The organism is Streptomyces sp. NPDC086777 (assembly GCF_040702065.1).
In the GTDB taxonomy this organism is placed as follows: domain Bacteria; phylum Actinomycetota; class Actinomycetes; order Streptomycetales; family Streptomycetaceae; genus Streptomyces.
In genome coordinates, this window is the sequence record NZ_JBFBJI010000036.1 from 59,865 (window position 1) to 86,812 (window position 26,948).

General features: G+C 74.2%; 22 protein-coding genes and 1 riboswitch. Of the genes, 18 read left to right on the plus strand and 4 right to left on the minus strand.

Going from position 1 to position 26,948, the window contains the following annotated elements:
• Nucleotides 1-201 precede the first annotated feature (201 nt).
• A complete protein-coding gene (locus AB0472_RS36120) occupies nucleotides 202-1,035 on the plus strand; it encodes a neutral zinc metallopeptidase (RefSeq protein ID WP_366362981.1) in 834 nt (277 codons plus the stop codon).
• Between the two features lie 170 nt (nucleotides 1,036-1,205).
• Entirely contained in the window at nucleotides 1,206-1,619 is a 414-nt protein-coding gene (locus AB0472_RS36125) for a VOC family protein (RefSeq protein WP_366362983.1), read from the plus strand.
• Between the two features lie 104 nt (nucleotides 1,620-1,723).
• Here AB0472_RS36125 and AB0472_RS36130 read toward each other — a convergent pair whose 3' ends face one another.
• From AB0472_RS36130 to AB0472_RS36140, 3 genes are all read right to left on the minus strand, one after another.
• On the minus strand, nucleotides 1,724-3,112 hold the full coding sequence (locus AB0472_RS36130; RefSeq protein ID WP_366362985.1) for a hypothetical protein: 1,389 nt from the start codon (nucleotides 3,110-3,112) through the stop codon (nucleotides 1,724-1,726).
• 443 nt (nucleotides 3,113-3,555) lie between these two features.
• Entirely contained in the window at nucleotides 3,556-4,683 is a 1,128-nt protein-coding gene (locus tag AB0472_RS36135) for an alpha/beta fold hydrolase (RefSeq protein WP_366362987.1), read from the minus strand.
• A 92-nt stretch (nucleotides 4,684-4,775) separates the two neighbouring features.
• Nucleotides 4,776-5,510 (minus strand): class II aldolase/adducin family protein, encoded by a 735-nt coding sequence (locus AB0472_RS36140; RefSeq protein WP_366362989.1) that lies wholly within the window; start codon nucleotides 5,508-5,510, stop codon nucleotides 4,776-4,778.
• A 196-nt stretch (nucleotides 5,511-5,706) separates the two neighbouring features.
• Between AB0472_RS36140 and AB0472_RS36145 the strand changes: the two genes are divergently transcribed.
• From AB0472_RS36145 to cobI, 10 genes are all read left to right on the plus strand, one after another.
• Nucleotides 5,707-6,471 (plus strand): lysozyme, encoded by a 765-nt coding sequence (locus AB0472_RS36145; RefSeq protein ID WP_366362991.1) that lies wholly within the window; start codon nucleotides 5,707-5,709, stop codon nucleotides 6,469-6,471.
• 174 nt (nucleotides 6,472-6,645) lie between these two features.
• Complete coding sequence (locus AB0472_RS36150; RefSeq protein WP_366362993.1) at nucleotides 6,646-7,896, plus strand: inorganic phosphate transporter; 1,251 nt, start codon at nucleotides 6,646-6,648, stop codon at nucleotides 7,894-7,896.
• A gap of 18 nt (nucleotides 7,897-7,914) precedes the next feature.
• The gene (locus AB0472_RS36155) at nucleotides 7,915-8,142 is read left to right on the plus strand and encodes a hypothetical protein (protein WP_366362995.1); all 228 of its coding nucleotides are present in this window, start codon (nucleotides 7,915-7,917) and stop codon (nucleotides 8,140-8,142) included.
• 170 nt (nucleotides 8,143-8,312) lie between these two features.
• Nucleotides 8,313-8,453, plus strand: a riboswitch (cobalamin riboswitch).
• A gap of 100 nt (nucleotides 8,454-8,553) precedes the next feature.
• Nucleotides 8,554-9,531: a cobalamin biosynthesis protein gene (locus AB0472_RS36160; RefSeq protein ID WP_366362997.1), complete on the plus strand. Its 978-nt coding sequence runs from the start codon at nucleotides 8,554-8,556 to the stop codon at nucleotides 9,529-9,531.
• Nucleotides 9,528-11,039: a cobyric acid synthase gene (locus tag AB0472_RS36165; RefSeq protein ID WP_366362999.1), complete on the plus strand. Its 1,512-nt coding sequence runs from the start codon at nucleotides 9,528-9,530 to the stop codon at nucleotides 11,037-11,039. The genes AB0472_RS36160 and AB0472_RS36165 overlap by 4 nt, the downstream gene beginning before the upstream one ends.
• On the plus strand, nucleotides 11,036-14,707 hold the full coding sequence (gene cobN / locus AB0472_RS36170) for a cobaltochelatase subunit CobN (protein ID WP_366363001.1): 3,672 nt from the start codon (nucleotides 11,036-11,038) through the stop codon (nucleotides 14,705-14,707). The genes AB0472_RS36165 and cobN overlap by 4 nt, the downstream gene beginning before the upstream one ends.
• Nucleotides 14,704-16,770, plus strand: coding sequence for a putative cobaltochelatase (locus tag AB0472_RS36175; RefSeq protein ID WP_366363003.1), 2,067 nt, complete (start codon nucleotides 14,704-14,706; stop codon nucleotides 16,768-16,770). The genes cobN and AB0472_RS36175 overlap by 4 nt, the downstream gene beginning before the upstream one ends.
• Nucleotides 16,770-17,369 (plus strand): cob(I)yrinic acid a,c-diamide adenosyltransferase, encoded by a 600-nt coding sequence (cobO, locus tag AB0472_RS36180; RefSeq protein ID WP_366363005.1) that lies wholly within the window; start codon nucleotides 16,770-16,772, stop codon nucleotides 17,367-17,369. Before AB0472_RS36175 ends, cobO begins: the two co-directional genes overlap by 1 nt.
• Nucleotides 17,369-18,850 carry a cobyrinate a,c-diamide synthase gene (locus AB0472_RS36185; protein WP_366363007.1) on the plus strand — a complete coding sequence of 494 codons (1,482 nt, stop codon included), beginning with the start codon at nucleotides 17,369-17,371 and terminating at the stop codon, nucleotides 18,848-18,850. Before cobO ends, AB0472_RS36185 begins: the two co-directional genes overlap by 1 nt.
• A complete protein-coding gene (cobI, locus tag AB0472_RS36190) occupies nucleotides 18,847-19,578 on the plus strand; it encodes a precorrin-2 C(20)-methyltransferase (RefSeq protein WP_366363009.1) in 732 nt (243 codons plus the stop codon). Before AB0472_RS36185 ends, cobI begins: the two co-directional genes overlap by 4 nt.
• Nucleotides 19,579-19,589: 11 nt before the next feature.
• Here the strand turns inward: cobI and AB0472_RS36195 are convergent, their stop codons facing one another.
• The gene (locus AB0472_RS36195) at nucleotides 19,590-20,318 is read right to left on the minus strand and encodes a ZIP family metal transporter (protein WP_366363011.1); all 729 of its coding nucleotides are present in this window, start codon (nucleotides 20,316-20,318) and stop codon (nucleotides 19,590-19,592) included.
• Between the two features lie 84 nt (nucleotides 20,319-20,402).
• Between AB0472_RS36195 and cobM the strand changes: the two genes are divergently transcribed.
• The 6 genes from cobM to cobC are packed head-to-tail and all read left to right on the plus strand — an operon-like array spanning nucleotide 20,403 to nucleotide 26,780.
• Nucleotides 20,403-21,239, plus strand: a complete 837-nt coding sequence (gene cobM / locus AB0472_RS36200; RefSeq protein WP_366363013.1) for a precorrin-4 C(11)-methyltransferase — start codon at nucleotides 20,403-20,405, stop codon at nucleotides 21,237-21,239.
• Complete coding sequence (gene cbiE / locus AB0472_RS36205; RefSeq protein WP_366363015.1) at nucleotides 21,236-22,468, plus strand: precorrin-6y C5,15-methyltransferase (decarboxylating) subunit CbiE; 1,233 nt, start codon at nucleotides 21,236-21,238, stop codon at nucleotides 22,466-22,468. The genes cobM and cbiE overlap by 4 nt, the downstream gene beginning before the upstream one ends.
• Nucleotides 22,465-24,168 carry a precorrin-3B C(17)-methyltransferase gene (gene cobJ / locus AB0472_RS36210; protein ID WP_366363017.1) on the plus strand — a complete coding sequence of 568 codons (1,704 nt, stop codon included), beginning with the start codon at nucleotides 22,465-22,467 and terminating at the stop codon, nucleotides 24,166-24,168. The genes cbiE and cobJ overlap by 4 nt, the downstream gene beginning before the upstream one ends.
• The gene (locus tag AB0472_RS36215; protein ID WP_366363019.1) at nucleotides 24,165-24,749 is read left to right on the plus strand and encodes a precorrin-8X methylmutase; all 585 of its coding nucleotides are present in this window, start codon (nucleotides 24,165-24,167) and stop codon (nucleotides 24,747-24,749) included. The genes cobJ and AB0472_RS36215 overlap by 4 nt, the downstream gene beginning before the upstream one ends.
• Complete coding sequence (locus AB0472_RS36220) at nucleotides 24,746-25,678, plus strand: sirohydrochlorin chelatase (RefSeq protein ID WP_366363021.1); 933 nt, start codon at nucleotides 24,746-24,748, stop codon at nucleotides 25,676-25,678. The genes AB0472_RS36215 and AB0472_RS36220 overlap by 4 nt, the downstream gene beginning before the upstream one ends.
• Nucleotides 25,668-26,780 carry an Rv2231c family pyridoxal phosphate-dependent protein CobC gene (cobC, locus tag AB0472_RS36225; RefSeq protein ID WP_366363023.1) on the plus strand — a complete coding sequence of 371 codons (1,113 nt, stop codon included), beginning with the start codon at nucleotides 25,668-25,670 and terminating at the stop codon, nucleotides 26,778-26,780. Before AB0472_RS36220 ends, cobC begins: the two co-directional genes overlap by 11 nt.
• Nucleotides 26,781-26,948 lie beyond the last annotated feature (168 nt).

Here is a 26,948-nt window from a genome sequence, read left to right on the forward strand (position 1 = left end):
CCTTTCGGTGCCCGGCCGGGCGCCCCTGTGCCGCGGGTCAGGCGCAGAGCGTAGCCACGGCCGCGGCGGGCGGGCGGGCGTGACGCGGGGGCGGGGCGGGACGTCGCCCGTTCGGGCGTCGGTCCGGTCATCGGCGCGAAGTGCCGGCGCGGATGCCGCAAGGTGGTGGTGGGGGACGGTGCGAGCAGAAGGCGGTGCCCCATGCGGTTCGACGACGACGCGAACCTGGACACCTCCGAGGTGCAGGACGTCCGGGGCAGCCGGATCCCGGGCGGCAGGAAGACCGTCGGTGGCGGTCTGGCCGGCCTGATCGCGCTGCTTCTCGCCCTGTTCTTCGGTGTCGGCCCGGACCAGCTGGGGCTCTCCTCCGGGGACAGCTCGCCCGCGCCCGCCTCCTCGCCGGCGCAGGTGCAGCAGAGCTGCCGTACCGGAAGGGACGCGAACAGCAAGGAGGACTGCCGGATCGTGGCGGTGGTCAACAGCGTGCAGGACTACTGGACGCAGGAGTTCCGGCGCCGCCACGGCACCTACACGGCCGCCCCCACGGTCTTCTTCAGCGGGCGGGTCGGCACGGCGTGCGGGACGGCGACCTCGGCGGTGGGGCCGTTCTACTGCCCGGGCGACCGGAAGGTCTATCTGGACCTCGGCTTCTTCGACGAACTGCGGTCCAAGTTCGGCGCGAGCGGGGGGCCGTTCGCGCAGGCGTACGTCGTCGCGCACGAGTACGGGCACCATGTGCAGGACCTGATGGGCACGTTGCGCAGGGCACAGTCCAACCTGACGGGTGTGAACAGCAATTCGGTGCGGCTGGAGCTGCAGGCCGACTGCTACGCCGGGGTGTGGGCGCACCACGCCACCACCACGAAGGACGAGTCGACCGGCCGCCCGCTGATCACCAGCCTGACGACCGCGGACATCCGGGACGGGCTGGACGCGGCGGCAGCCGTGGGCGACGACCGGATCCAGGAGCGGTTCCAGGGGCGGGTGACGCCGGAGACGTGGACGCACGGGTCGGCCGAGCAGCGGCAGCAGTAGTTCTACCAGGGCTACCGCAGCGGCGACATGGCGCGCTGCAACACCTTCGGGTGAGCGGCTGACCTGCAACGACGCTACAGGCCGGGGGCGTTGTCAGTCCCGGGTGCAAGACTGGTGACCAGGCCGGAACGACGGCTTTCGGGGGACCGACGCACGAAGGAGTGATCGGGATGGCGGGCACGGGTGGTGGGCGGCCGAGCATCTATCCGTCGCTGCTTTACACGGACGCGAAGGCGGCGATCAAGCAGCTGACGGAGGCTTTCGGCTTCACCGAACTGTCGGTGTACGAGGGCGAGGACGGGATGGTGCTGCACGCCGAGCTGGTGCAGGGCAACGGCGCGGTGATGCTGGGCTCCCGGGGCCGCGGCGGCCGGTTCGACGCGGCGATGGAGGGCGGCGGCCCGACCGGGGTGTACATCGTCGTGGACGACGTCGACGCACACCACCAGCGCGCCGTCGACCACGGCGCCGAGATCCTGATGCCCCCGACCGACCAGGACTACGGTTCGCGCGACTACATGGCCCGGGACGTCGAGGGCAACGTCTGGAGCTTCGGCACGTACGCCCCCGAGATAGCCGACTGAGCGGGTCCGGCGACGTCCGACACGGTTCGGCGCCCCGTCGACGGCGCCGCAGTCGACCGACGGCAGACGGCAGACGGCGCATCTCGGCGCTTCCGAGGATGCGTTCAGCCTCCGGTGTGCACCTGGAAGGCGGCCCGGCGGACGGCCTTGGCCAGCGCCGGGTCGGGGTGGGCGGCGGCGAGCGCGACCAGGACCTGCACGGTGCGCGGGTGGCCGACGGCGCGGACCTCGTCGAGCAGTGCGGGGACCGTGGGCTGCAGTGCCGACTCCAGGTGGCGGACGAGCAGCGGGGCCTCGCCGTGGTCGGCGACCGCGGCGGCCGTGTCCACCCAGAGCCAGGTGGCCTCCTCGCGGGTGAGCACTTCGTGCGCGTCCTCGGGGTCGACCCCGTCGTGCTCGGCGAGCCACAGCAGGGCGTACGGCCGCAGGGTCGGCTCGTCGACGACCGCGCGGACGTCCGGTTCGGCGGGGGCGCCGACGACGCGCAGCGCCTCGAAGGCGAGGCCGCGCAGCAGGGCGTCCTCGCCGCGGGCGGCGTCGACGAGTTCGGTGACGGCGCCGCCGACAGGGCGGGCGGCGAGCCAGGCGCGGTACTCGGCGCGGGCCGCGTTGGGGCGCAGCTGGGCGCAGCCGCGCAGCATCTCCTCGGCGGCGACCTCGATGTTGCCCGCGGGGCTCTGCGCGGCGACGCAGATCTGCTCCAGCTTGACCCAGACCGCCCAGCTGCCCAGCGGGGTGAGGGTGGCCTGGCCGTCGCCGTAGGTCAGCGCGCCGACGGCGGCGAGGGCGTGCAGGGCCCAGTCGAGGAGGGGGGCGAGTTCGGCCTCGTCGGCGGGGGCCGGGTCCTCGGCCGGGGCGTGCTCCGCCGGGTCGGCGTCGGCGGAGCGCACGGCGGCGAGCGGCCGGGCGGTCCCGGTGCCGTGCTCCGTGTCGTAGGGGACCTCGCAACGCTCGGTGCGCAGTTCGGTGACCCGCTGTCGCAGCAGGTCCAGGAGCTGCTCGACCGGGACGGGACCGGCGGACAGCTGGAGGAAGGAGAGCACCTGGGGCATGGCCGAGACGACTTCGGCGACGGCGGCGGGCTCGAACTCGGCGGGCTCCGGGTGGGCGAGCGACCAGGCGTCGAACAAGGCGACCCAGCCGCGCAGCACGGCGCTGTCGTCACGGTCCCAGGCACGCAGGCGCCAGCCGGGGCGCGCGCTGTCCCCGTGCACCTCGACCAGACCGGCGAGGCGGGCGGTGTCCCAGTCGGCGCGGACCTGAGCGGCGGTCAGGCCCAGGTCGTCGGACGCGCGTTCGGCGGACGCGTCGGAGAGCGTGGCCTTGCCGTCGGCGGTCGCGCCGTCGCTGCCCGGCCCGAGGGCGGCGTCCGCCCAGTAGGCGACGCGGGCCGCGCCGGCCAGACCGGAGCGTGCCATTCTGGCCAGCTCGGCGGGGGCCGGGGTGCCCTCGGGCGGGCGGGGTGCGGGGCGGCGCGCGGGCCGCTGGTTCATCGCTCGGGGGGCGGCGGCCAGGGGTCGCGTTCGGACGAGTCGAAGCCTTGAGTCGCGCGGGATACGGGACGTCACGGGTGCAGTCTTCCGGTTGACGGTCCGAAAACCCAAACGGAATGTCACGGCGGGCGACGGGGCTGGCCAACGCACGGGGTGCGAAGGGAGGCGGGGAGACATGTTCAGGCCAGTGGTACGGCGTTAAACGGAACCTCCGGAACCGGCTGGAAGCGGGGTCTCCGGCCCGGGACGGCGAGCGGCCGGGGGCGCGGAGGGGAAGGACCGGCGGATGCGGGAAGAATCACACCGGGGTGCCGTCGGATGCCCGTCAGGTGCCCGTCAGGTGCCCGTCGGACACCCCGCGGATGCCCCTTGGATGCCAGGGGGCGCGTCGCCGGGGATAGCTTTCCCGGTCGTGCGCGCCGGGGAGCACGCTCCGGGGCGGTTCACATCAGGGGCGTGAGGAACCGGCGCAGTCGTTCCTCGTACTCCTCCGGATCGGCGTTCCACATGGCGCTGTGCGGGGCGTCCGGGACGGTGTGCAGGGCGACCAGGTCGGGGCGGCGCTCGGCGAGGCGGCGGGAGTACGCCCAGGGGGCCACGGTGTCGTCGGGGCCGTGCACGACCAGGGTGGGCACGGTGAGCCGGTCCGGGTCGGCGAGGTCCGCGGTGTGGTCGGCGTGCAGGCCGGCGCGGCCCTGGGCGGCGCGTACCGCGAGCGGCAGCAGGGGCTCGGGGGTGTGCCGGGCCTGGGCGAGCGCGCGCAGGGTGGCCTCCCAGCTGAGTACCGGGGAGTCCAGGACGAGGCCGGAGATCCGCTCGCGCAGTGCGGAGTGGGCGGCGGCGCGCAGCGCCATGGTGGCGCCGGTGGACCAGCCGTGCAGGACGACGCGGCGGGCGCCGTAGCGGACGGCGTAGCGGATCGCCGCGTCCAGGTCGCGCCACTCGCTCTCGCCGAGGTGGTTCAGTCCGTCCGGGGGGCGCGGGGCGCCGAGGTCGCCGCGGTAGGCGAGGGCGAGCACCGGCAGGCGCCGGGCGTGCAGGAACGCCATGACGTTCATGGGGAGCTCGCGGGTGGTGCCCAGGCCGTGCACGGCGATCACCCAGGTGTCCCGGTGGCCGGGCACGAACCAGGCGGGCAGCGGGCCGAGCTCACCGGGCAGGTCGATGTCGGCGTACTCCAGGCCCAGGGCCGTGCCCGGGTTGCCGACGTGGACGTTGGCGGTGAGCCAGGCCCGGTCGCCGGTCTCGAAGGTGCCGTGGGTCACCCGCTCCAGCCGCCGTACGACGGTGTCGGCGGTGTCCGCGGCGGACTCCAGGACGGCGCCGACGACCGCGTGCGAGCCGTCGCCGGCCAGCCCGTAGGTGCCGGGGCGCAGCGAGGCGAGATCGCGGGTGAGGGTGATGCGGCCGGCCGCCGTGCCGTGCACGGTGAGCCGGGGTTCGGTGGGCAGGGGCCGGCCGGGGGGTGCCTTCAGCGCGGCGTCACTGGCGATCCGCCCCGCGGCCACGCCGGCCGCACCGGCGGCGAGTACGGCACCGACGGCGGCGGCCGTGACTTTGACTGGGCGCACCTGTCCAGTGTCCGGGTGGACTGCGGTGTCGGCCAGCGGAGGAGGGAGAAATCGACGAAGCCACCGGATCCGCCTTCCCGCCCGGCCGGGATTCACCCCTCCGTCTGCCCGTATCCCCTCAGCTTCTCCCCGGCCTCCGCCACCTGTTCCGGGGAGAGCAGGCTCGGGGTCAGGCCGGGTACCGCCGACGCCGTCAGCCACAGGCGGCACATCCACTCCAGCTGGGCGGTGCGGTCGTAGGCCTGGGTGAGGGTGGTGCCGTAGCTGATCGTGCCATGGTTCTGAAGGAGGCAGCCGGAGCGCCCGGCCAGGGCGCGGAGCATGTTCTCGGCCAACTCGTCGGTGCCGTACGTCGCATACGGGGCAACCCGGACCGCACCGCCGAGGGCGGCGGACATGTAGTGGATCGCCGGCAGCTCGGGGACGAGCGTGGAGACGGCCGTCGCGTGGACGGCGTGGGTGTGGACGACGGCCCGGGCGTCGGTGCTGCCGTAGACCGCGAGATGCATCGGCAGCTCACTGGTCGGGACCAGGGTGCCGAGCACCTGGCGGCCGGCGAGGTCCACACCCGTCACGTCGTCCGGACCGAGCCGGCCGTAGGGCACGCCCGACGGCGTGACCAGCACGGTGTCGCCGACGCGGACCGAGACGTTGCCGGAGGTACCGACGACCAGCCCGTCGGAGACAGTGCGGCGGGCGGTGGCGACGAGTTCGAGCCAGGCGTCCGCCTCCGCCGCGCGCGCGTCCCGCCTTCGCGGCTCCGACACACCCTGTGCGCCGGCCCGTCCGTCCCGTCCGCCACGCTCGCCCCGCCACTGCTCAGCCATGGCCCGATCCTGTCAGTGAGGACCCCAACCGGCCCGCACGGCAGGGCACTTTAGGCCGGACGTCCCCAATCCAGTAGAGCGCAAACCATCCCAAAGAGTTCCATTTCCCGGCTTGGCCGAAGATCGCCGAGGATACGCCGATCTTCCAATAATCTCTGGACGATTTTTCGTACACATCGCCATTCCGGGGGGAAACATGGCCTGTGACCGTATTCCGCCGTCCCGCCACCGCGTCCGCGCCCTCGCGGCGTCGGTGGCGGCGCTCGCCCTCACGACCGCCGCGACCGCGGCCGCGTTCGCCGCGACACCGGCGTCCGCGGCGAGCCTGCCGAAGGGGCACGACGTCTCCTCGCACCAGAAGAACGTCGACTGGCCGGGCGCCAGGGCGAAGGGCGCCAGGTTCGTATACATCAAGGCCACCGAGTCCACCACCTACCGCAACCCGTACTTCGACCAGCAGTACAACGGCTCCCGCGAGGCCGGGATCAGGCGGGGCGCGTACCATTTCGCCCTGCCGGACAGGTCGTCGGGCGCCCGCCAGGCCGCGTACTTCGTGAGCCACGGCGGCACCTGGACGGCGGACGGCTGGACGCTGCCGCCCGCGCTCGACGTCGAGTACGACCCGTACGACAGGAAGCACAAGTGCTACGGGCTGAGCACGTCCCGGATGATCGAGTGGATCAGGTCCTTCAGTGACGAGCTGAAGCGGGAGACCGGCCGGCGGCCGGTGATCTACACGACCACGAACTGGTGGAACCTCTGCACCGGTGGCAGCGGCGCCTTCGCCGCCGACCACGCCCTGTGGATCGCCCGCCACGGCTCGGCGGACGCCGGGACACTGCCGGCCGGCTGGTCGTCGTGGACCTTCTGGCAGTACGACAACAGCGGCAGCCTGCCGGGTGACCAGAATCTCTTCAACGGGTCGGCGGGCCGCCTGAAGGCGTTCAGCCTGGGCCGGTGACCAACGGGCGACCGGGCCGCCGGACCGGAACCGGGACGGTGGCCCGGCCCCGCTCCCGCCGCGGTCGCCCCGCAGGCGATCTCATACACCACCAAGACCGCCCCAGTTCACCTTCCGTTCATCCAGGTTGCCTACGGTCCAACAACCAATGACCTCGAAAGATTGCCTGGGTAAATGGAAAACTTCTCGCTGATCCTCGCGATTGTGGTAGTAACCGCACTCGCGTTTGATTTCACGAACGGTTTCCACGACACCGCCAACGCGATGGCCACGACCATCTCGACCGGCGCGCTCAAGCCCAAGATCGCGGTGGCCATGTCCGCCGCGCTCAACCTGTTGGGCGCCTTCCTCTCGGTGGAGGTCGCCAACACGATCTCCAAGGGTCTCGTCGACGAGAACGGCATTCGTCCCGAGGTCATCTTCGCGGCCCTCGTCGGCGCCATCCTCTGGAACCTGGTGACCTGGCTGGTGGGCCTGCCCTCCAGTTCCTCGCACGCCCTCATGGGCGGCCTGATCGGCGCCACCGTCGCCTCCGCCGGCTTCGGCGCGGTCCACGGCGACGTGCTCGTCACCAAGGTCCTGCTCCCGGCGGTCGCCGCCCCCGTCGTCGCAGGCCTCGCGGCGGCGCTCTCCACCCGCCTCTCCTACAGGCTCTCGAAGAACGCCGAGGACGAGGCCACCCGCAAGGGCTACCGCGCCGGCCAGATCGCCTCCGCCGGCCTGGTCTCGCTCGCGCACGGCACCAACGACGCCCAGAAGACGATGGGCATCATCACCCTCGCACTGATCGCGGGCGGCTCGATCGCCCCCGGCTCGAACCCTCCCACCTGGGTCATCCTCTCCGCCGGCCTCGCCATCGCGCTCGGCACCTACATCGGCGGCTGGCGGATCATCCGCACCATGGGCACGGGCCTGACCGACCTGCGGCCGCAGCAGGGCTTCGCCGCCCAGACCAGCGCGGCCACCGCCATCCTGGCCTCCTCCCACCTGGGCTTCTCGCTCTCCACCACGCACGTCGTCTCGGGTTCCGTGATGGGCGCGGGCCTCGGCCGCAAGGGCGGCACGGTCCGCTGGTCCACCGCGACCCGCATGATGGTCGCCTGGGTGCTCACCCTCCCGGCCGCCGCGGTGGTCGGCGCGCTCGCCGAGTCCGTGACGGACCTCGGCGACTGGGGCACCGCCGGCGTCGCCGTCTTCCTCGTGGCGGCCAGCGCCGCGATCTGGAAGCTCTCCCGCCGCGAGGTCGTGGACAGCAGCAACGTCGTCGGCACCCAGGAGCCGGCCGGCGTGGTGACCACGGCGATCGCCGCCGTGACCCCGCCGCCCGCGGGCACGGTCGCGGTCGCGGACGGACTGACCGCCACCATCCCCGCTCCTGCCCCCGCCCCGGCCGCTCCCGCGACCGACCCGGCCGCCACCGTCTGACCCCGAGGAAGAACCGACATGAACATCGACTGGGCAGCCATCGGCTCCGTCTTCGGCGTCAGCCTGGTGGCCACCGTGGGGCTGGTGGCCCTCTTCACCCTCGGCGTCAGGGGCCTCTCCGCCCGCGAACGCGCCACCGCCCAGGGCGGGTCGGCGGCCCTGGCCATGACGGCCGCCTGGCTCTGCTTCGCCGCCTGCGCGGCCGCGGTGGCGTACGGCATCCACCTGATCGTGGCGAAGGCCTGAGCCGGGAAGTCCCCGCCTCGCGCCGAGAAGGCTCCTCTCCGTCCGTCCGGATCCGCCCACCGGGATCCGTCCGCCGGGGAGGAGCCTTCCGCATACCCCACAGGCCCCGCCGGACACCCGGTGTGGGCCTTCCCACACACTCCCCTCGCAGGTCAAAGGCAAGTTGACGGGTCTTCCGGGGCCGTGGTGGACTTCCGGAGCCATGTACGGCGGCAAGGGAGGAAGCCGGTGTGAATCCGGCGCGGTCCCGCCACTGTCACCGGGGTAGCAATCCCCGGAAGCCAGGAACTCCCACCGCCGGTCTCGTCGAACCAGGGCGTGGACACCCTGAGTGAGGACATAACGCCATGCGCGGCTGCCGTTCGAGGTTGAGTACCCGGCCCGTCCCCGACCCCGCGGCCGGCTGAGCCGATGGGTGCCGACCGCGTCTTCGCGTACGGCGCCGCCGCCGGCCTTCTCGGTGATCTGCTGCTCGGCGATCCGCGCCGGGGGCATCCGGTCGCCGTGTTCGGACGGGCGGCCGGGGCCGTGGAGCGGGTGCTGTGGCGGGACCACCGCGGGTGGGGCGCGCTGCACACCGCCGTCTGCGCCGGGGGCGCCGTTGCGCTGGGTGCCGCGGCGCAACGGGTCGTACGGCCGTCCGCCGCCGCGTCCGCCGCGCTCACGGCCGCTGCCACCTGGGCCGTGGTCGGGAGCACTTCGCTCTCCCGTGAGGCCCGGGCCATCGGGCGGGCCCTGCGGACCGGTGACGTCGAGGCGGCCCGTGCCAGGCTGCCGCATCTGTGCGGACGGGATCCGCAGGCCCTGGACGCCGACGGGATCGCCCGCGCGGTCGTGGAGTCCGTCGCCGAGAACACGAGCGACGCGGTCGTGGGCGCGCTGGTGTGGGGAGCCGTGGGGGGCGTTCCCGGGCTGCTGGGGTTCCGGGCCGTCAACACCCTGGACGCCATGGTGGGGCACAAGTCACCCCGGTACCGGCGCTACGGGTGGGCCTCGGCACGGCTGGACGACGTGGCCGGGTGGCCGGGGGCACGGCTCACCGCCGTCCTCGCCGCGGTCGCCGGGAACGACCGGCGGGGGGCCGTACGGGCCTGGCGTGCCGACGCGGGCAAGCATCCGAGTCCCAACGCGGGGCCCGTGGAGGCGTCGTTCGCGGGGGCGTTGGGGGTACGGCTCGGGGGGACGCTGTCGTACGCGGGGCGGGTCGAGCACCGGCCGGTGCTGAACGGGGAGGGACGGGCTGTGCAGGTCGCCGACATCGAGCGGGCCGTGCGGTTGTCGCGGCGGGTGGGATGGCTGGCGCTGGGGGTGAGTGCGGCGGGCGCGCTGCTGCGGCGGGCGCCCTCACGGCGCCCGGCGCCGAAGTCACCGGCCGGAGGCCTGTCATGAACAACGGAGGCCTCCTCGTCGCCGGTACCACCTCCGACGCCGGAAAGAGTGTCGTGACCGCCGGGATCTGCCGGTGGCTGGTGCGGCAGGGCGTGAAGGTGGCGCCGTTCAAGGCGCAGAACATGTCCCTCAACTCCTTCGTCACCCGCGAGGGTGCCGAGATCGGGCGGGCGCAGGCCATGCAGGCGCAGGCCTGCCGGGTGGAGCCGACCGCGCTCATGAACCCGGTACTGCTCAAGCCCGGCGGTGAGCAGAGCAGTCAGGTGGTGCTGCTCGGCAGGCCCGTCGGCGAGTTGAGCGCGCGCGGGTACCACGGCGGGCGGCAGCAGAAGCTGCTCGGGACCGTGCTCGACTGTCTCGCCGAGTTGCGGGGCACGTATGACGCGGTGATCTGTGAGGGGGCGGGCAGTCCGGCGGAGATCAACCTGCGCCGGACCGACATCGTGAACATGGGGATAGCCCGCAATGCCGGGCTGCCCGTGCTCGTGGTCGGCGACATCGACCGCGGGGGCGTCTTCGCCTCCTTCTTCGGGACCGTCGCCCTGCTGTCGCCGGAGGACCAGGCCCTCGTCGCCGGGTTCCTCGTCAACAAGTTCCGCGGGGACGTCTCCCTCCTGGAGCCGGGCCTGGACATGCTCCACACGCTCACCGGACGGCACACCTACGGCGTCCTCCCCTTCCGCCACGGGCTCGGCATCGACGAGGAGGACGGGCTGCGGGTCTCCCTGCGGGGAACCGTGCGCGAGTCGAACGTCGCCCCGCCCGTGGGCGACGACGTGCTGCGGGTCGCCGTCTGTGCGATCCCGCTGATGTCCAACTTCACGGACGTGGACGCGCTGGCCGCCGAACCCGGCGTCGTGGTGCGGTTCGTGGACCGGCCGGAGGAGCTGGCCGACGCCGATCTCGTCATCGTCCCCGGCACCCGGGGGACGGTCCGCGCCCTGGAGTGGCTGCACGCACGGGGGCTCGCGGACGCGCTGCGGCGCCGGGCCGCCGAACAGCGGCCCGTGCTCGGCATCTGCGGGGGCTTCCAGATCCTCGGTGAGCACATCGAGGACGACGTCGAGAGCCGCAGGGGGGCCGTCGACGGGCTCGGGGTCCTGCCCGTGCGTGTCCGGTTCGCCCGGGAGAAGACGCTCACCAGGCCCGTCGGAGAGGCCATCGGCGAGCGGGTCGAGGGGTACGAGATTCACCACGGGGTCGGTGAGGTGACCGGCGGGGAGCCCTTCCTGGACGGCTGCCGGGTCGGGCAGACCTGGGGCACGCACTGGCACGGCTCGCTGGAGTCGGACGGTTTCCGGCGGGCCTTCCTGCGCGAGGTGGCGGCCGCCGCGGGCCGCCGGTTCGTGCCGGCCCCCGGCACCTCGTTCGCCGCGCTGCGCGAGGAGCAGCTCGACCGGCTCGGCGACCTGATCGAACAGCACGCGGACACCGACGCGCTCTGGCGGCTCATCGAGTCGGGCGCGCCGCAAGGACTGCCTTTCATTCCACCGGGAGCGCCCGCATGAGCACTGTGTTGTTGTTGTCGACCGCCGACACCGATCTGCTGGCGGCCCGGGCCGCCTCCGGTGCCGACTACCGGATCGGCAATCCGACGCGCGTCGACGTCACGGAGGAGCTGCCCGCGCTCCTCGCGGGCGCGGACATCGCCGTCGTACGGCTGCTCGGCGGCAAGCGCGCCTGGGAGGACGGGCTCGCCGCGCTGAAGGCCGCCGGGATCCCGACCGTGCTGCTCGGCGGCGAGGCGGTGCCGGACGCGGAGCTGATGGCCGAGTCGTCGGTGCCGGCGGGCGTGGTCGCCGAGGCGCTCAGGTACCTCGTCGAGGGCGGCCCCGCCAACCTCACCGAGCTGGCCCGGTTCCTCTCCGACACGGTGTTGCTGACCGGCGAGGGGTTCGCCGAGCCGCAGAAGATGCCCGAGTACGGCGTCCACGGCACCCGTGCCCGGCAGAGCGGCCGGCCGACCGTCGGGGTGCTCTTCTACCGGGCCCACGAACTGAGCGGCAACACCGGCTTCGTGGACACCCTGTGCGACGCCGTCGAGGCAGACGGCGCCAACGCGCTCCCGGTGTACTGCGGTTCGCTGCGCGGCGCGGACGCCGGGCTGTACGAGCTCCTCGCCGAGGCCGACGCACTGGTGGCGACCGTCCTGGCGGCCGGCGGTACGCACGCCTCCCGGGCCTCGGCCGGCGGCGACGAGGAGGCCTGGGACATCGGGGCGCTCGCCGACCTCGACGTGCCGGTGCTGCAGGGCCTCTGCCTGACCTCGTCGAAGAGTGCCTGGGACGAGTCCGACGCGGCCCTGTCCCCCATGGACGCGGCGATGCAGGTCGCGATCCCGGAGTTCGACGGACGCCTGATCACGGTCCCGTTCTCCTTCAAGGAGCAGGGCCCCGACGAGGTCCCGGTGTATGTCGCCGATCCCGAGCGGGCCGGACGCGTCGCCGGAATCGCCGTACGGCACGCCCGGCTCCGGCACAAGCCGAACGCGGAGAAGAAGATCGCGCTGGTCTTCACGGCGTACCCGACCAAGCACTCCCGGGTCGGCAACGCGGTGGGGCTCGACACCCCCGCCTCGGCGGTCCGCGTGCTGGATGCGCTGCGGGACGCCGGATACGGGGTCGAGGGGCATCCGGACGACGGCGACGAGCTGATCCACCGGCTCATCGACGCCGGTGGCCACGACGTCGAATGGCTCACCGAGGAGCAGCTGGCCGCCGCGCCCGCGCGGGTGCCGCTCGCGGACTACCGGGCGTGGTTCGAGAGGCTCGACCCGGCGCTCAGGGACGCGATGACCGAAGCGTGGGGCGAGCCGCCGGGCTCGCTGTACGTCGACGGCGACGACGTCGTGCTGGCCTCCCTGCAGTTCGGGAACGTCGTCGTGATGATCCAGCCGCCGCGCGGCTTCGGGGAGAACCCGATCGCGATCTACCACGACCCGGACATGCCGCCCTCGCACCACTACATGGCGGCCTACCGCTGGCTCGACAACTCCTTCGGCGCCGACGCGATCGTGCACATGGGCAAGCACGGCACGATGGAGTGGCTGCCCGGCAAGGGCCTCGGCCTGAGCGCCGGCTGCGCCCCTGACGCGGTCCTCGGCGACCTGCCGCTGGTCTACCCGTTCATCGTCAACGACCCCGGCGAGGGCACCCAGGCCAAGCGGCGCGGGCACGCCACCGTCGTCGACCACCTGGTGCCGCCGATGGCCCGTGCCGACACCTACGGCGACCTGGCCAAGCTGGAGCAGCTGCTCGACGAGTACGCGCTGGTGTCGGACCTGGACCCGACGAAGGCGCCGGCCGTCCGCGCCCAGATCTGGACGCTGGTCAAGGCGGCCGAGCTCCACCACGACCTGCACGTGGACGAGCAGCCCGGGGACGACGACTTCGACTCGTTCGTCATGCACATCGACGGCTACCTGTGCGAGATCAAGGACGTGCAGATCCGCGACGGCCTGCACATCCTCGGCGGCGGTCCGGTCGGCGAGCCGCGGGTGAACCTGGTGCTGGCGGTGTTGCGCGCCTCCCAGGTGTGGGGCGGGCAGGCGAACGCGCTGCCGGGGCTCCGGGCCGCGTTCGCGTCCCACTTCGGGCTGCTGGAGAAGGAGTTGCTGGCCGAGCCCGGCGCCCCGCTGAAGGTGCCGGTGGAGCTGACGGACCTGGTCGAGGGCCCGGCGCGTACCGCGGCCGACGCGGTCGACCTGCTGGAGCAGCTGTGCCGCCGGGTCGCGGAGGGCATGGAGCAGCGGGACTGGGCGGCCGCCGAGAGCCGCGCACTGCTGCGGGAGGTCCTCGGCGGCGCCGAACTCCCGGATGCCGTGGCCGTGCTGGAGTTCGCGTGCACCGAGGTGGTGCCGCGGCTCGCGCGCACCACGGACGAGATCGGGCACATCCTGAAGGCCCTGGCCGGCGGCTACGTCCCGGCCGGCCCGTCCGGCTCTCCCACCCGCGGGCTGGTCAACGTCCTGCCCACCGGCCGGAACTTCTACTCGGTCGACCCCAAGGCCATCCCGTCCCGGCTGAGTTGGGAGGTCGGCCAGGCGCTGGCCGACTCGCTCGTGCAGCGGTACCTGAGCGACACCGGCGCCTACCCGAAGTCCGTCGGCCTGACGGTGTGGGGCACCTCCGCGATGCGCACCCAGGGCGACGACATCGCCGAGATCCTGGCACTGCTGGGCTGCCGTCCGGTCTGGGACGACGCGTCGCGGCGCGTCACCGGCTTCGAGGTGATCCCCCTGGCGGAGCTGGGCCGGCCGCGCATCGACGTCACGGTCCGCATCTCCGGCTTCTTCCGGGACGCGTTCCCGCACGTGGTCGGGCTGATCGACGACGCGGTGCGCACGGTCGCCGAGCTGGACGAGCCCGCCGGGTCCAACTACGTGCGGGCGCACGCCGACGAGGACACCGCCGAGCACGGCGACCGGCGGCGCGCCACCGCCCGCGTCTTCGGCTCCAAGCCGGGGGCCTACGGCGCCGGGCTCCTTCCGCTGATCGACGCCCGCAACTGGCGCTCCGACGCCGACCTCGCCGAGGTGTACGCGGTGTGGGGCGGCTACGCCTACGGGCGCGGGCTGGACGGGCGGGCGGCGCGCGGGGACATGGAGACCGCGTTCAGGCGGATCGCGGTCGCCGCGAAGAACGTGGACACCCGCGAGCACGATCTCGTGGACGCCGACGACTACTTCCAGTACCACGGCGGCATGGTCGCCATGGTGCGCCATCTGACCGGCGCCAACCCCGAGGCGTACGTGGGTGATTCGGCCACCCCGGACCAGGTGCGGACCCGGACGCTCGGCGAGGAGACGCACCGTGTCTTCCGGGCCCGGGTGGTCAACCCCCGCTGGATGGCGGCCATGCGCCGGCACGGCTACAAGGGCGCCTTCGAGATGGCGGCGACCGTCGACTACCTCTTCGGCTACGACGCCACGGCGGGCGTGGTCGACGACTGGATGTACGAGAAGCTCAGCGCGGAGTACGTCTTCGACCCGGAGAACCAGGACTTCATGAAGAAGTCCAACCCCTGGGCGCTGCGCGGCATCACCGAACGGCTCCTGGAGGCCGCCGACCGGGGCCTGTGGGCCGAGCCGGACGCGGACACCCTGGAGCGGCTGCGGGCCACCTACCTGGAGCTCGAAGGCGACCTGGAAGGCAACTCGGAGGGCGACGACCAGTGAGTACCCCGTTTCCGTTCACGGCCGTCGTCGGCCAGGACGACCTGCGGCTCGCGCTGCTGCTGAACGCCGTCTCGCCGGCGGTCGGCGGCATGCTGGTGCGCGGCGAGAAGGGCACGGCGAAGAGCACCGCCGTACGTGCCCTGTCGGCGCTGCTGCCGGCCGTGGACGTCGTCGCCGGCTGCCGTTTCTCCTGCGACCCGGCCGCGCCGGACCCGGCCTGCCCGGACGGTCCGCACAACCCGCCCGGGGCCTTCGAGTCCCGCCCGGCGCGGATGGTCGAACTGCCGGTCGGCGCCTCCGAGGACCGGCTGGTCGGCGCCCTCGACATAGAACGCGCCCTGGCGGAGGGCGTGAAGGCCTTCGAGCCGGGCCTGCTGGCCGACGCGCACCGGGGCATCCTCTACGTCGACGAGGTCAACCTCCTCCACGATCACCTGGTCGACCTGCTGCTCGACGCGGCCGCGATGGGCGCGTCGTACGTGGAGCGCGAGGGTGTGTCGGTCCGGCACGCGGCGCGCTTCCTGCTCGTCGGCACGATGAACCCCGAAGAGGGCGAGCTGCGGCCCCAGTTGCTCGACCGGTTCGGCCTCACCGTCGAGGTGGCCGCCTCCCGCGAACCCGACCTGCGGGTGGAGGTGGTACGGCGGCGGCTCGCGTACGACGACGACCCGGCGGGGTTCGCGGCGCGCTGGGCCGGCGAGGAGGCGGCCCTCCGGCAGCGGATCGTGGCGGCACGGGAGTTGCTGCCGTCGGTGCGGCTGGGCGACGGGGCACTGCGGCAGATCGCGGCGACCTGCGCGGCCTTCGAGGTCGACGGGATGCGGGCCGACATCGTGATGGCCCGGACGGCGACCGCGCTGGCCGCGTGGGCCGGGCGGACCGAGGTGCTGGCGGAGGACGTGCGCCAGGCGGCGCTGCTCGCACTGCCGCACCGCCGGCGCCGCAACCCCTTCGACGCGCCGGGACTCGACGAGGACAAGCTGGACCGGACGCTGGAGGAGTTCTCCGGCGAGGACGAGAGCGAGAGCGACGACGATCCGGATCCGGACGGTCCCGGTGGGGGTGGCGGGCAGCCGGCGCCCGACGACGGCGGCCCGCGGGGCGGCGACACGGCCGCCCGGCCCGAGGCCGGAGCGGACGGCGAACCGCAGACCTCCGGCGGCGCTTCGGGCGAGCAGGCCCCGGTGCGGGCCGCCGAGCCCTTTCGCGCCAAGATGCTGAGCGTGCCGGGGATCGGCGAGGGTGCCGCCGGGCGGCGCTCCCGGGCGCGGACCGAGCACGGCCGTACGACGGGTGCGCGGCGGCCGCGGGGTGCCCTGACCAAACTGCATCTGGCGGCGACCGTGCAGGCGGCCGCCCCGCACCAGCGGGCGCGCGGGCGGTCCGGACCGGGGCTGGTGATCCGGCGGGACGACCTGCGGCAGGCGGCCCGCGAGGGCCGCGAGGGGAACCTCGTGCTGTTCGTGGTCGACGCGTCCGGGTCGATGGCCGCCCGGCAGCGGATGAGCGCGGTGAAGGGTGCCGTGCTGTCGCTGCTGCTCGACGCCTACCAGCGGCGGGACAAGGTGGGCCTGGTGACCTTCCGGGGTGCCGCGGCCGAGGTGGCGCTGCCGCCGACCTCGTCGGTGGACGCGGCCGCGGCCCGGCTGGAGTCGCTGCCGACCGGCGGGCGCACGCCGCTTGCCGCCGGGCTGCTCAGGGCGCACGACGTACTGCGGGTGGAGCGGCTGCGGGATCCGGCGCGGCGGGCGCTGCTGGTCATGGTGACGGACGGGCGCGCCACGGGTGCGGGGGCGGCGCGAAGCGCCTCCGGCCGGGGTGCCGGCCGGGCGACGGGTGGGACGGAGCCGGTCGCCCTCGCCGGACGGGCGGCGCGGCTGTTCGCGGCCGACGGGGTCGCCTCGGTGGTCGTGGACTGCGAGTCCGGGCCGGTGCGACTGGGGCTCGCCGGGCAGCTGGCGGCCGAGCTGGGCGGTACCGCGGTGACGCTCGACGAGCTGCGGGCGGACGCGATCGCCGGGCTGGTGAAGGACGTTCAGGGTCGTTCGAGGAGGGCCGCGTAATGCCGCAGGGACAGCCGAGTGTCGTGCCCGACGACGGCCTGACGACCCGGCAGCGCCGTAACCGGCCGCTGGTGGTCGTGCACACCGGGATCGGGAAGGGCAAGTCGACCGCCGCGTTCGGGCTCGCGCTGCGGGCCTGGAACCAGGGATGGCCCATCGGGGTGTTCCAGTTCGTCAAGTCGGCGAAGTGGAAGGTCGGCGAGGAGAACGCGCTGCGGGTGCTGGGCGCCTCCGGCGAGGGCGGGACCGTCGACTGGCACAAGATGGGCGAGGGCTGGTCCTGGGTGCAGCGCGACGCCCAGATGGACAACGAGGAGAAGGCCCGGGAGGGCTGGGAGCAGGTCAAGCGGGACCTGGCCGCCGAGACGTACCGGCTGTACGTGCTGGACGAGTTCGCGTACCCGATGCACTGGGGGTGGGTCGACACCGACGAGGTCGTCGACGTGCTGCGGAACCGGCCCGGGACCCAGCATGTCGTGATCACCGGGCGGAACGCGCCGGAGAAGCTGGTGGGTCTCGCCGATCTCGTCACCGACATGTCCAAGGTCAAGCACCCGATGGACGCGGGGCAGAAGGGGCAGAGGGGCATCGAGTGGTGATGTCCTCGTCCGTGCCCCGGCTGGTCGTCGCCGCGCCGTCGTCCGGCAGCGGCAAGACCACCGTCGCCACCGGGCTGATGGCCGCGTTCACCGCCCGCGGGCTCGCCGTGTCCCCGCACAAGGTGGGGCCCGACTACATCGACCCGGGGTACCACGCGCTCGCGACCGGGCGGGTGGGACGGAACCTCGACGCGTACCTGTGCGGCCCCGAGCTGGTCGGCCCGCTGTTCGCGCACGGTGCGCGGGGCTGTGACCTGGCGGTCGTCGAGGGTGTGATGGGGCTGTACGACGGGGCCGCGGGGGAAGGGGAGCTGGCGTCCACCGCTCATGTCGCGAAACTGCTGCGGGCGCCGGTGGTGCTGGTGGTGGACGCGTCGGCGCAGTCGCGGTCGGTGGCGGCGCTGGTGCACGGGTTCGCGTCGTGGGATCCGGAGGTGCGGGTCGGGGGCGTGATCCTGAACAAGGTGGGGTCGGACCGGCACGAGGAGCTGCTGCGGGAGGCGCTGGATGCGGCGGGGGTGCCGGTGTTCGGGGTGCTGCGGCGGGCTCCGCAGGTGGCGGTGCCCTCGCGGCACCTCGGGTTGGTTCCCGTCGCCGAACGGCGGTCGGCCGCGGTCGAGGCTGTTGCCCTGATGGCCGCGCAGGTCTCCGACGGGTGCGATCTGGAGGGGTTGCTGGGGCTGGCGCGGGGGGCCGGGGTGTTGCCCGGGGCGGCGTGGGACGCGGCCGAGGCGCTGGTGTCTTCGCCCCCGCCGCCCCTGTCCGTCCCGTCACCAGGGGCTGCTGCCCCGTCGGCCCCGCCGTCTTCGGGGGCTGCCGCTCCCGGACCCCCGCTCCGGCCCGAAGCGCCTCGTCCTCCAAGGCCGGACGGGCCGGAGGGGGTGCGCGTCGCGGTCGCCGGTGGGGCTGCGTTCACCTTCTCCTATGCCGAGCACGCCGAGTTGCTCGCCGCCGCCGGGGCCGAGGTCGTCGTGTTCGATCCGCTTCGCGACGAGCGGCTGCCGGACGGGACGCGTGGGCTGGTGATCGGGGGCGGGTTTCCCGAGGTGTACGGCGGTGAGCTGGCGGCCAACGAGCTGCTGCGGAAGGACGTCGCCGCCCTCGCGGAACAGGGTGCTCCGGTCGCCGCCGAGTGTGCCGGGCTGCTGTACCTGGGCCGGGAGCTGGACGGGCTGCCCATGTGCGGGGTGCTGGACGTCCGGGCGCGGATGACCGAGCGGCTGACTCTCGGCTACCGGGATGCCGTGGCCGTGAGTGACAGTGTGCTGGCCGCCGCCGGGACGCGGATGCGCGGGCACGAGTTCCACCGGACCGTGGTGGAGCCGGGGGCGGGGGCGGCTCCCGCGTGGGGGGTGCGTGCGCCCCGGCCGCGGGTCGAAGGTTTCGTACAGCGGGGTGTGCACGCGAGCTATCTGCACACGCACTGGGCGTCCGAGCCCGGTGTGGCCCGAAGGTTCGTGGAGAGGTGCCGGACGTCATGAGCAGCAGGTTGATCGGAGTCGGGGTGGGGCCCGGTGACCCGGAGCTGGTGACCGTGAAGGGGGTCAACGCCCTGCGCGCGGCCGATGTCGTCGTGGTGCCCGTCATGGACAGCGGCGAGCGGGGGCGGGCCGAGGCCACCGTGCTGCACTACGTCGGCGCGGAGAAGGTCGTCCGGGTCGTCTTCGCGCTGAACGAGCGCAGTGACCGGGGGCGGCGGGAGGCCGCCTGGGACGCGGCGGGGGCCAGGGTGGCCGCGCTGCTGCGGGAGCACGGGACGGTCGCCTTCGCCACCATCGGGGACCCGAACGTGTACTCCACCTTCACCTACCTCGCGCAGACCATCGCCGAGCTGGTGCCGGAGGCGGCGGTGGAGACCGTGCCCGGGATCACCGCCATGCAGGATCTCGCCGCCCGGTCGGGGGCCGTGCTCGCCGAGGGGACCGAGCCGCTGACGCTGGTGCCGGTGACGGCGGGCGCGGAGGTGCTCAAGGAGGCACTGAGCGGGGCGGGGACGGTCGTGGCGTACAAGTTCGGGCGGCAGGCCGGGGCGGTCGTGGAGGCGTTGCGGGAGACCGGACGGCTGGACGACGCCGTGTGGGGGTCGGCGCTGGGGCTCGCGGCGGAGTCCGTGCGGCCCGCCGCCGAGCTCGACGGCTCCCCGCTGCCGTACCTCTCCACGCTCATCGCGCCGCCGCGGCGGGACGGTGGCAGAGGCGGGAAGCTGTGAACGGTCGGGCGTCAGCTGGAGATGCCCACCACCAGCCAGATGAAGGCCGCGCCGGCGACCGTGAACAGCAGCGTCGAGCGGGCCGGGTGCTCGTGGTGCGCCTCGGGGAGGATCTCGGCGGCGGCCAGGTAGAGCAGGACGCCGCCGAAGAGGCCGAGATAGCCGCCGAGCAGGGCCTCCGGGATGGTGACGAAGATCGTCGAGAGGGCGCCGAGGACCGGTGCGCAGGCGTCGGCGACCAGCATTGCTATCGCCCGGCGGCGCGCGTTGCCGTACAGGCTCGTGATCGTGAAGGTGTTGAAGCCGTCCGCGAAGTCGTGCGCGATGACCGCGAGCGCCACCGCCGTGCCCATACCGCCGCCCACCTGGAAGGCCGCGCCGATCGCCACGCCGTCCATCGCGCTGTGGCCGACCATCGCGCCGGCCGCCGTCAGGCCCACCTCGGGCGCCCGGTGCGGGTGCTCGTCGCCGCCGTGCGCGGCCTGCCGCAGGGCCAGGGTGCGTTCGACCAGATGGGCCAGCAGGAAGCCGGCCACGAACAGGAGCAGGGCGGCCGGTACCCCGAAGACCTGGCGGCCGGCGGCGCGCAGCGCCTCCGGCAGCAGGTCGAGGCCGACCACCCCGAGCATCAGACCGCCGGCCAGTCCGAGGACCAGGTGACGACGGTCGGTCACACGCTGTGCCGTCCAGCCGCCGGCCAGCGTCATCAGGAACGCGCCGAGCGCGACGAAGACCGCCATGTGCCCTTGCTATCCGATCGACCCGCCCCAGCGCACATCCAGCACCGCCAGTAACACCCTTTGTCCAGAGAGGACCGAATTTCCATGGCCGATGCCGCCGCCTCCGGCGCTGTCCCCGCCGGCAAGGTGACCTTCGTCGGCGCCGGCCCCGGCGCCGCCGATCTGCTGACGTTCCGGGCCGCCCGCGCGATCGCCGAGGCCGACATCGTGATCTGGGCCGCGAGCCTGGTCCAGGCGGAGGTCCTGCAGCACGCGAGCGCGGACGCGGAGGTCCTCGACTCCGCGACGATGTCGCTGGAAGACGTGGTCGCCGTCTACGAGAGGGCCCACGCCCACGGACTGCGGGTCGCCCGGATCCACTCCGGGGACCCGGCGCTCTGGGGCGGTACCCAGGAGCAGGTCGACCGGTGTGCCGCGATCGGCATCGAGGTCGAGATCGTGCCCGGCGTCTCCTCCTTCTCCGCGGTGGCCGCGCTGGCCCAGCGCGAGCTGACCATTCCCGAGGTGGCGCAGTCCGTCGTCCTCACCCGGCTGGGCGGCGGCAAGACGCCGATGCCGCCCGGGGAGGAGGTGCGGGAGTTCGCCCGGCACGGGACGACGATGGCGGTCTTCCTCTCCGCCGCGCGCAGCGGGCAGCTGGTACGCGAGCTGCTGGAGGGCGGCTACCCGACGTCCACCCCGGTCGTCGTCGCCTACCAGGCGACCTGGCCGGAGGAGCTGGTCGTGCGCTGCACGATCGAGACGCTGGAGGAGACGGTCAAGGAGCACAGGCTCTGGAAGCACACCCTCTTCCTGGTCGGCCCCGCCCTGGCCGCCCACGGCACCCGCTCGCACCTCTACCACCCCGGCCACTTCCACGGCTTCCGCAAGGCCGACCCCGAGGCCCGGCGGGAACTGCGTGAACGGGGGGCCAGCACATGATCACGGTCGTCGGTACCGGAACGGGCGCGCCCCTGCCGCCCGACGTGCTGACCGGCGCCCGGCTGGTCGTCGGCGGGCGGCGGCACCTGGCGGCCGCGCCGGTTCCGGAGGATGCCGAGCGGGTGGTGCTCGGTCCGCTGGCGCCCGCCCTCGACGTCGTCGAACGGCATCGGGACAAGGGGCACCGGGTGGTCGTGCTGGCCTCCGGCGACCCCGGGTTCTTCGGGATCGTACGGGCGCTGGCCGAGCGGTTCGGGGCGGCGGCGCTGGACGTGCGCCCCGGTGTGTCCTCGGTGGCCACCGCCTTCGCGCGCCTCGGGCTGCCCTGGGACGACGCGGTGGTCGTCAGCGCGCACGGTAGGGAGCTGCGCACGGCGGTGCACGCCTGCCGGGCGCATCCGAAGGTCGCCGTGCTGACCGGGCCGGGCGCCGGACCCGCCGAGCTGGGCGCCGCGGTGCCCGCGGACCGGCTGCTGGTGGTGGCGAGCGCGCTCGGTGATCCGGAGCGGGAGCGGGTGGAGCGGGTCACCCCGGCCGAGGCGGCCGCGCGCAACTGGGGTACGGCCGTGAGCGTCGTCATCTGCCTCGACGAGGCCCGGGCGCTGAGCCCGGTGCGGACGGTCGCGGGCGGCCGGGCGGAACCCGCCGGGTGGGCCCTCGGCGAGGACGAGTTCGCGCACCGCGACTCGATGATCACCAAGTTCGAGGTGCGGGCGCTGGCGCTGGCCCGGCTCGGGCCCCGCCTGGGCGACCTGGTCTGGGACGTCGGCGCGGGCTCCGGGTCGGTGGCGGTGGAGTGCGCACGGCTCGGCGCCGCCGTCGTCGCCGTGGAGAAGGCGGCGGACGGCGTGGAGCGGATCGCGGCCAACGCGCGGGCGCACGGGGTGTACGTGGACGTGGTGTGTGACATGGCACCGGACGCCCTGGCCGGACTCCCCGACCCCGACGCCGTGTTCGTCGGCGGGGGCGGCGCCGAACTGCCGGCCATCGTCGCCGCCTGCGCCGCGCGGGCCCGGCGGACCGTGGTGGTCGCGATGGCCGCCCTGGACCGGGTGCCGGCGGCGCGTGCGGCGCTGGCCGGTGCCGGGTTCTCCTGCGACGGGGTGCTGCTCCAGTCCTCCCGTCTCGCCCCGCTGCCGGGCGACGTGACCCGGCTGGCGGCGACCAACCCGGTGTTCCTGCTCTGGGGAACACGAACCCCCCTGTCCCAAGAAGGAGTTGCCCAGTGATCGGCCTCATTTCCGCCACCGCGGCGGGGGCGGCGGCACGCGACCGGCTGGCCGCGGCGTGGCCGGACCGCACGCGGGTGTACGACGGTCCCGTCAAGGACGCCGTCCGGTCCGCATTCGCGGAGTGCGAGCAGCTGGTGTGTTTCCTGGCCACGGGTGCCGTGGTCCGGCTGATCGCCCCGCTGCTGGGCGAGAAGGCGACCGACCCGGGCGTCGTGTGCGTCGACGAGGGCGGCCGGTTCGCCGTGTCCCTGGTCGGCGGTCATGCCGGTGGTGCCAACGAACTCGCGCGCGAGGTCGGCGAGTTGCTGGCCGCGCAGCCGGTGGTGACCACCGCGACCGACTCGGTCGGGCTGCCCGGCCTCGACACCCTCGGCCTCCCCGTCGAGGGCTCGGTGGCGGCCGTGTCGCGGGCCCTGCTGGACGGCGAACCGGTCGCGCTGCACGCCGAGTCGGCGTGGCCGCTGCCGCCGCTGCCGCTGGCGCGGGAGGGCGCCTACGCCGTCCGGCTGACCGACCGCGCGGTCGAACCCGGCGGGAACGAGGTGCTGTTGCGGCCGCCGTCCCTGGTCGTCGGCGTCGGCGCGTCCAAGGGCGCCCCGGCCGACGAGGTGCTCGGCCTCGTCGGGACGGCGTTGCGGGACGCGGGTCTGTCGCCCCGCAGCATCGCCGAACTCGCCACCGTCGACGCCAAGGCCGGGGAACCCGGACTCGTCGAGGCGGCCGCGCGGCTCGGGGTGCCGCTGGTGACGTACTCCGCCGGGGAACTGGCCGGGGTGCAGGTCCCCAACCCCTCGGACGCGCCCCTCGCGGCCGTCGGCACCCCCTCGGTCGCCGAGGCGGCGGCCCTCGCGCGGGGCGGCGAACTCCTCGTCCCCAAGCGGAAGTCGCGGCGGGAGGACGGCCGGCCCGCCATGGCGACCTGCGCCGTCGTGCGGCGACCGGCGCGCGGGCGGCTCGCGGTCGTCGGGCTCGGACCCGGCGCCCGGGACCTGCTCACCCCGCGCGCCAGGACCGAACTGCGGCGCGCCGCCGTGCTCGTCGGCCTCGACCAGTACGTCGACCAGATCCGCGACCTGCTGCGGCCCGGCACCCGGATCCTGGAGTCGGGGCTCGGCGCCGAGGAGGAGCGGGCGCGTACCGCGGTCGCCGAGGCGCGCGCCGGGCATGCCGTCGCGCTGATCGGCAGCGGGGACGCGGGCGTCTACGCGATGGCCTCCCCCGCGCTCGCCGAGGCCGCCGACGACATCGACGTGATCGGCGTACCCGGCGTCACCGCGGCGCTCGCGGCCGGGGCGATCCTGGGCGCGCCGCTCGGCCACGACCACGTCTCGATCAGCCTGTCGGACCTGCACACTCCGTGGGAGGTCATCGAGCGCCGGGTGCGCGCGGCGGCCGAGGCCGACATCGTCGTGACCTTCTACAACCCGCGCTCCCGGGGCCGCGACTGGCAGCTGCCCAAGGCGCTCGCGATCCTCGCCGGACACCGGGAGCCGACGACGCCCGTCGGGGTCGTACGCAACGCCTCGCGCCCCGACGAGTCGAGCCGGCTGACCACCCTGGCCGCGCTGGACCCGGCGTGGGTCGACATGATGACCGTCGTGACCGTGGGCAACACGGCGACCCGGGACATCGCCGGGCGCATGGTCACCCCGCGCGGCTACCGCTGGCAGGAGAGCACCCAGGAGGCGGACAGGTGAACCGGGTCGTCCATCCCATCGAGCAGGAGTCCTACCGGCGGCTGCGCGCCCGTCTGGACACCTCGCACCTCCCGCCGCTCACCCGGGCGGTGGTGGAGCGCGTCGTCCACTCCGCCGCCGACCTGGAGTACGCGACCGACCTGGTGACCGACGAGGCCGACCTGGTGAAGGCGCACGCCGCGCTGCACGCCGGGGCGCCGGTCGTCGTGGACGTCGAGATGGTCGCCGCCGGGATCACCCGCCGGGAGACGGTGTGCCGGCTGCGCGACGCCAGGTCCGTTCCCGGCCTGACCCGTTCGGCACACGCGATCCGGCTCGCCCACGAACAGGTCGGGCCCGGAGCCCTGTGGGTGATCGGCAACGCGCCGACCGCCCTGGAGGAGCTGCTGACGCTGGATGCCTCCCCCGCGCTCGTCATCGGCCTGCCCGTCGGCTTCGTCGGCGCCGTCGAGTCCAAGGCCGCGTTGCGCGAGAGCGGGCTGCCCGCCGTCAGCAACGTGTCCGAGAAGGGCGGCTCGGCGGTCGCCGCCGCCGCGCTCAACGCCCTGCTGTACCACCCCACTTCCGAGGAGACCCTGTGACCACCCCGCCCGCCCTGCTCATCGCCGGCCACGGCACCCGGGACGAAGCCGGGGCCGAGGCGTTCCGCGACTTCGTGCGGGAGCTCGGGCGCCGCCACCCCGAACTGCCCGTCGCGGGCGGCTTCATCGAGCTGTCCTCGCCGCCGCTCGGCGACGCCGTGGCCGAACTGGTGGAGCAGGGCGTACGGCGGTTCGCCGCGGTGCCGCTGATGCTGGTCTCCGCCGGGCACGCCAAGGGCGACATCCCGGCCGCGCTGGCCCGCGAGAAGGAGCGGCACCCGGGGATCTCGTACACCTACGGCCGTCCACTGGGCCCCCACCCCTCCCTGCTGTCGGTCCTGGAACGGCGCCTGGACGAGGCGCTGGGCGGTTCCTCGCGGGCCGCGCTGGACCGCGCCGACGTGACCGTGCTGCTGGTGGGCCGGGGTTCGACGGACCCCGACGCCAACGCCGAGGTGCACAAGGCGGCCCGGCTGCTGTGGGAGGGCCGCGGGTACGCCGGGGTGGAGACGGCGTTCGTGTCGCTGGCGGCGCCGGACGTGCCGAGCGGCCTCGACCGGTGTCTGAAACTGGGGGCGCGCCGGATCGTCGTCCTGCCCTACTTTCTCTTCACCGGGATCCTGCCGGACCGGGTGCGGCAGCAGACCGAGGGCTGGGCTGCCGCGCACCCGGAGGTCGAGGTGCGTTCGGCGGACGTCATCGGGCCCGAGCCGGAGCTGCTGGACCTGGTGATGGAGCGGTACCGGGAGGCGGTCGAAGGTGATCTGCGGATGAACTGCGACTCGTGCGTGTACCGGATCGCGCTGCCCGGCTTCGAGGACAAGGTCGGGCTGCCGCAGCAGCCGCACTTCCACCCGGACGACGACGGCGACCACCACGGACACGGACCCGGACACCATCATCATGGCGGGCACGCGCATGCACACTGAGGACGGTTCCGGCGGTTCCGACAGCGCCGGAGGCGACAGAGGCTCCGGAGGCGGGCACGATCTGCGGCACCACGGCGACGTCGAGGTACGCGACGGCGGCCCGGCCCTCGTCGACCTCGCGGTCAACGTGCGGACCGGCACTCCCCCGGTCTGGCTGCGGGAGCGGATAGCGGAGTCGCTGGGCGGGCTCGCCGCCTACCCGGACGGGCGGACGGCGCGGGCGGCGGTCGCGGCGCGGCACGGGCTGCCGGTGGAGCGGGTGCTGCTGACGGCGGGCGCGGCGGAGGCGTTCGTGCTGCTGGCGCGGGCGCTGAAGGTGCGCCGGCCGGTGGTGGTGCACCCGCAGTTCACCGAGCCGGAGGCGGCGCTGCGGGACGCCGGGCACACCGTGGACCGGGTGCTGCTGCGGGAGGCGGACGGGTTCCGGCTGGATCCGGCGGCCGTCCCGGAGGACGCCGACCTGGTGGTGATCGGCAATCCGACCAACCCGACGTCGGTGCTGCATCCGGCCGGGACGATCGCCAGGCTCGCCCGTCCGGGGCGGACGCTGGTGGTCGACGAGGCGTTCATGGACGCGGTGCCGGGCGAGCGGGAGGCGCTGGCCGGACGGACCGACGTGCCGGGGCTGGTCGTGCTGCGGAGCCTGACCAAGACCTGGGGGCTGGCCGGGCTGCGGATCGGGTACGTGCTGGCCGCGCCGGAGGTCGTCGCCGGGCTGGAGCGGGCGCAGCCGTTGTGGCCGGTGTCCACGCCGGCGCTGGCCGCGGCCGAGGTGTGTGTGGCGCCGCGCGCGCTGGCGGAGGCTGCGCACGCGGCCCACCGGGGCGCCGCGGACCGGGCGCATCTGGTGGCGGGTCTCGAGGAGTTCGCGCCGGAGGGGGTGCGGGTGGCGGGGCCCGCGGAGGGGCCGTTCGTGCTCGTCCGGATGGCGGGGGCGGCGGCCGTGCGGCGGCAGCTGCGGGTGCTCGGGTACGCCGTGCGGCGGGGGGACACGTTTCCCGGGCTCGACGAGGAGTGGGTGCGGATCGCGGTGCGGGACCGGGTGACGGTGAACCGTTTCCTGCTGGCGCTCGACCAGGCGTTGATGTTCGTTCGCGCGTGAGGGGGAACTGCGGGCCGGCACGCGACTGCGGGTGCGTCGTGGCCGGCGGCGCGGGTCTACCCCCCGCCGTCCGGCCGGGGTAGAGCCCGGGCCCCCCGGGGGGGGCCCCGCCGGGGGCCGGGCCCCCCCCGGGGGGGGCGGCCGGGGGGGCGGGGGGGGGGGTGGGGG